A 5,490-nucleotide genomic window follows, 5' to 3' on the forward strand; every position below is an offset into this window, starting at 1 on the left:
AGGCATTTGCTACCGGTGGCTGGAGAAAATAACCCGCCCCGAAACTGACAAAAAATACTGTCAGAAATAGGATTGCAAACAGCTTTTTCATCCTTTCTCATCTCCTCTGTGGTTTAAGGTTCAACAAAAAAGCCGACCCCACCTTGGAATCGGCTTAAAACTTTCAAACAAACAAGGCGCTATATGTCTTGTGTCTTGTGTCTTGTGTCTTGTGTCTTGTACCCTAAAACAGCGGGATGCTTCTCGGAGATGTCGAATCGTTCCGCCACGAAATAGTACCCTTCATCCGTAGCCATAATCTCTCCCGTTGTGGAATAAGATAGACGGCGTTCAAATAACTTGTCAAGGGGATTTTTTTGATGAAATAAAAAGGCGGGTTGAGGGTCCGCCTCAATGAACCAAAAACAAGAGTTAAACCCCTCTTACCTTCGAAACTATCTCTTCCGCAATCGATTTCGGCGTTTCGGCGTAGTGGCCGAACTGCATGGTGTAAACGGCCCGCCCCTGCGTGATGGAGCGGAGCTTCGTGGCGTAGCCGAACATTTCCGAAAGCGGCACGGTGGCGGCAATCACCTGGGCGTCGGCGCGCGGATACATCCCGGCGATTTTCCCCCGGCGGGACTGCAAATCCCCCATCACGTCCCCCATATACTCCTCGGGAACAACCACTTCCACGTTCATAATCGGCTCCAACAACTTCGGCCCGCCTTTTTTCACGCCTTCCTGCAGGGCCATCGAGCCGGCGATTTTGAACGCCAGCTCGGAAGAGTCCACGTCGTGATAGGAGCCGTACACTAAAACGGTCTTGATGTCCACCAAGGGATACCCGGCCAGAACGCCGTTTTCCATGGCGTCCTTGATACCCTTTTCCACGGCGGGGATGTATTCCCGCGGAATGACGCCGCCCGTGATTTTGTTTTCGAAGACGAACCCGCCCCCGGGCGGAAGCGGTTCGATTTCGAGTTCGACGTGGCCGTACTGGCCGCGTCCGCCGGACTGGCGGATGAACTTGCCGACCGCCTTGACCGGGTGGGAAATCGTCTCCTTGTAAGCCACCTGCGGGCGGCCCACGTTGGCTTGGACTTTGAACTCCCTCATCAAGCGGTCCACGATGATTTCCAAATGCAATTCCCCCATCCCGGCAATGATGGTCTGGCCGGTCTCTTCATCGGAACGGATGCGGAAAGTCGGGTCCTCCTCCGCCAGTTTGCCGAGCGAATCGGAAAGCTTGTCCTGGTCGGCCTTGGTTTTCGGCTCAATGGAAACGAAAATAACCGGGTCCGGGAACTGCATCTTTTCCAGAACGATGGGATGATCCGGGTCAGTGAGAGTGTGTCCGGTGGAGGTTTTCTTCAAGCCCACGGCGGCGACGATATCCCCGGCGTAGGCCGCGTCGATATCCAGCCGTTTATTGGCGTGCATTTCCAAAAGCCGGCCGACCCGCTCGCGGACGCCGGAGTTGGGGTTCAAAACGTAGGAACCAACCTTCAGCGTCCCGGCATACATCCGGAAGTAGGTCAGCTTGCCGACGTACGGGTCGGTCTGGATTTTGAAGGCCAAAGCCGTCACCGGCTCATCATCGGAGGGCTTCCGCACGATTTCTTGCGTGCCGTCGGAGGGCTCGTGCCCCACGACCGGCGGCAAATCGAGCGGGGACGGGAGATAGTCCACCACCGCGTCCAAAAGCTGCTGCACCCCCTTGTTGCGGAAGGAGGAACCGCACAGAATCGGGATGATTTTGACGTCCAAGGTCGCCCGGCGGAGCGCGCTTTTGATTTCCGCCTCGTTGATCGGCTCGTCATGCACGAATTTTTCCAATAATTTTTCGTCGTACTCGGAAACCGCCTCCAAAAGCTTGGCGCGGGCTTCCTTGGCCCTGTCGATGAGGGATTTGGAAATCTCCACGTCCTCATAGCGCATCCCCTGGGTCTTTTCGTCGTACACCCGCATCTTCATCGTGATTAAATCGATGATGCCGGTGAACATGTCCCCCTGCCCCACCGGGAGCTGGATCGGAACGGGATTGGCCCCCAGCCGTTTGCGTATCATTTCCAGTGCGGCGTCAAAATCGGCGCCGATCCGGTCCATTTTGTTGATGTAGGCGATGCGGGGCACCCCGTACTTGTCCGCCTGCCGCCAGACCGTTTCCGACTGCGGCTCCACCCCCCCCACCGCGCAGAACAAGGCGACGGCGCCGTCCAGAATGCGCAGCGAGCGCTCCACCTCCACTGTGAAATCGACGTGCCCCGGCGTGTCGATGATGTTGATGCGGTGGTTGTTCCACTCCGCCGTGGTGGCGGCCGAGGTGATGGTGATCCCCCGCTCCTTTTCCTGCTCCATCCAGTCCATCGTCGCGGCCCCCTCGTCCACCTCGCCGATGCGGTGGGTTTTGCCGGTGTAGAACAAAATCCGCTCGGTGGTGGTGGTCTTGCCGGCGTCGATGTGCGCCATGATGCCGATGTTGCGCGTTTTTTCCAGCGGGTATTTTCTGGGCATATCGTTCAATTTATCGTATCTTTCATCTTTTCCCAAAAACGGGGCCCCGGGCCGCCCTCGAAGTTCTTCTTTTTACGGGTAGTCCGCCAGCCCCTGCTGGTGGGATAAAAAAAGCCGTTTTCGGTTTGTCTTTCAGTGGCGACCCGAAAAACGGCGGCTTAACGAACCAAAAGCAAAGCTTCCTTGCTTTCCTCCTTTATTTCCAGGGTCGTCAATACAGTAACGTTATCGGTCATATTCAACGGAAGAAAGGGCAAAAAAGTTCCTACCAGCGGAAGTGGGCGAACGCTTTGTTGGCTTCCGCCATTTTGTGGGTATCCTCTTTTTTCTTGACGGAGGACCCCTCGTTTTTGGACGCCGCCACCCATTCCCCGGCCAGCTTTTCCGCCATCGAATGCTCGCTGCGTTCGCGGGAATAGTCGATGATCCAGCGGATGGCCAAAGCCGTTCTCCGTTCGGGACGGACTTCCACCGGCACCTGGTAGTTGGCGCCGCCGACCCGGCGGGATTTTACCTCAAGAACCGGCTTGACGTTGTTCAACGCCTTCTGGAAAACGTCGAACCCGGGAGCCCCTCCCTGTTTGCCGGCCAGTTCCACCGCCTCGTAAAACATCCGTTCGGCGGTCGATTTCTTGCCGTTTTTCATCAGGCAGTTGATGAAGTGGGTGGCCAGGGGGGAGCGGAACTTCCAGTCGGGCGACCACTCCTTTTTGAATTCTTTTTTCTTCTTGCGCGGCATAAAACTAAGCGGCTGCCTTCTTGGCCGGCGCAGGCCCTTTTGGTTTTTTCGCCCCGTATTTGGAACGCCCCTGGCGGCGTTCCGCCACGCCGGCGGAATCGAGCGTGCCCCGGATGATATGGTAGCGGACGCCGGGCAGGTCTTTGACACGGCCGCCCCGAATCATGACGACCGAGTGCTCCTGCAGATTATGCCCTTCGCCGGGAATGTAGGCGGTGACCTCGATGCCGTTTGTCAAGCGGACGCGCGCCACCTTGCGCAAAGCCGAGTTCGGCTTCTTGGGAGTGGTGGTATAAACGCGCGTGCAGACCCCCCGCTTCTGCGGACAGGCCTTGAGAGCCGGGGTCTTGCTTGAATACGTTTCCATCTTGCGCCCAAAGCGCACCAGTTGATTTATCGTCGGCATAACTTATGCAAAGCCCGTTAATTTATACATCGCCGGTCGTTTGGTCAAGTGCTTTTATCCCCTTTCTTGTAAAATTCCACCCAAAAACTCTTGACAAATTCCGGTCGGCCTGCGTATTATTTTATGGCTTTTAACAAGATAACGAAAGGAGTGGTTTTTGTGAGGTCTTGGGCCTTTAAACTATTTACCATTCTTTTGACAGTGTTTCTACTCCTTTCTTTCTCCGCCCCCGCGTTTGCCTTGCCCATCCGGTATTATTTGGTCATTAATGATTTGGATGAACATCCGGTTCCCCACAAAATGGCAGCCCGGTATTTTATTATTCCAATGGGTTGGGGCGGTAACTATCTAGTGATAATCCAATTTGAAAGAAAAGCTTCAACGATTTCCGAGAAAATTTCGACTATCAAACCATCTGATTCGCCACGGATAGATGAGGAAATTCGATAAAAGTTCTCTGGAAATAAGCAGGCAACTGGCAGGCGTGGAGGTGTTGGTCCGGGCCAAACGCTTTCGGGAAGGTTTGGCGGAACTGGAAAAGCTGACCCCCTCTGCTAGCTTCGAGACGTCTTCCGAAACGGCCGCTTCCTACCATTTTTTCAAGGGATATATCCTCTGGGAATTAGGGGACAAAAAGAAAGCTTTCTCTTCCGCCCAAAAAGCCCTCGAAATGTACCTGTCCTTGCGGCATTTTGAGGGTATCGCCAAGTCCCAGAAACTGGTTGGTTCGCTGTTTATCGACTTGGGAAACCTAAAATCGGCGCGAGAACATCTGGAAATTGCGGTATCCACCTTCAAGCTTTCCAAGCAGTGGGGCGAGGTGGCACGAGCGTTGAACCAAATGGCCTATCTCTGCATCGTGCAGGGGCACTTAAAAGAGTCCCTGCAATATGTCGAGCAGTCGAAGGAAGCGGCCTTAAAATCCGAAGACCGGTACTATGCGATTGTTCAAGATGGTGTGGCCTCGGTGTGTCACCGACTTTCGGGTAACTGGAAGCTGTCCATCCAAAACTTGAATCAATTTTTGGTTGAAACAAAAAAGACCAAGGATCTCTTTAATTATGTCACCGGGCTATTCGGTTTAGGTTTCGCCAGAGTTTTGGGCGGTCGGACGAATGAGGCGCGCAAAAATTATTTTGATGCTCTTCAAATTGCCACTGATGTTGGATTAATCGGAAGCCAAAAAGCGGGCTACGAGTATCTTGCCCAGCTTTCCATCGCCGAAGGCCGCTTTTCGGAAGCCGAGGACTACCTCAAAAAAGCGATGGAAATCGGGGAGCGGGTTTCTCCCTACGGCACGATTATGACCCAGTGCTGGCGGTTGATGGGGGATTTGCACAACGCCAAAGGGGAGCCGCTAAACGCCTTGAAGGCCTACGAGACCTGCGAAAGCTATTTAATCAAGCTGCCGGAGGAACTGGAGCGGGGGGCCTGCTTTGTCGGCCGGGGCGTGGCCTATGCCAAACTGCAGCAGTGGAAGGTCTCCCGCGACTGCTTTGAAAAGGCATTGGATGTTTTCGACCAGTGCGAAAACGACTGGGAAACGGCCAAGGCGGTGGTAACGGCGGTTGAAGTCGGCGCCTATTCCGCCAAACAGGTCACCCTTCAGCTTGTGACCGCCAGGGAACTTTTCCAAAAGTTGGAGCATCCGGCTTGGGAGCAACGGGTGAGTAAGCTTTTGGCCAATTCCCCGGAGCCCTTGGAGCCGCTCCCCTACTTTGCCAAGAAGGAAAACTTCGAGAAACAGGAGATTTTGGCTGCCTTGGAAAAAGCCGGGCAGAACAAGACCCGGGCCGCCGAGCTTTTGGGCCTTCCCCGCCAGACCCTTCAGCACAAAATCAAGAAACAC

The 5,490-nt window shown here is 54.6% G+C and carries 4 protein-coding genes; 1 reads left to right on the plus strand and 3 read right to left on the minus strand.

Going from position 1 to position 5,490, the window contains the following annotated elements; genetic code table 11:
* Positions 1 to 411: 411 nt before the first annotated feature.
* From fusA to rpsL, 3 genes are all read right to left on the minus strand, one after another.
* Positions 412 to 2,496, minus strand: coding sequence for an elongation factor G (gene fusA / locus VNL73_09275; protein HXF49595.1), 2,085 nt, complete (start codon positions 2,494 to 2,496; stop codon positions 412 to 414).
* A gap of 265 nt (positions 2,497 to 2,761) precedes the next feature.
* Positions 2,762 to 3,235, minus strand: a complete 474-nt coding sequence (rpsG, locus tag VNL73_09280; GenBank protein HXF49596.1) for a 30S ribosomal protein S7 — start codon at positions 3,233 to 3,235, stop codon at positions 2,762 to 2,764.
* A 4-nt stretch (positions 3,236 to 3,239) separates the two neighbouring features.
* Positions 3,240 to 3,641, minus strand: coding sequence for a 30S ribosomal protein S12 (gene rpsL, locus VNL73_09285; protein ID HXF49597.1), 402 nt, complete (start codon positions 3,639 to 3,641; stop codon positions 3,240 to 3,242).
* A 433-nt stretch (positions 3,642 to 4,074) separates the two neighbouring features.
* Between rpsL and VNL73_09290 the strand changes: the two genes are divergently transcribed.
* A partial coding sequence (locus VNL73_09290) for a helix-turn-helix domain-containing protein (GenBank protein ID HXF49598.1) occupies positions 4,075 to 5,490 on the plus strand: 1,416 nt, incomplete at its 3' end.

This window comes from Verrucomicrobiia bacterium (genome assembly GCA_035574275.1).
Classification (GTDB): Bacteria; Zixibacteria; MSB-5A5; order DSPP01; family DSPP01; genus DSPP01.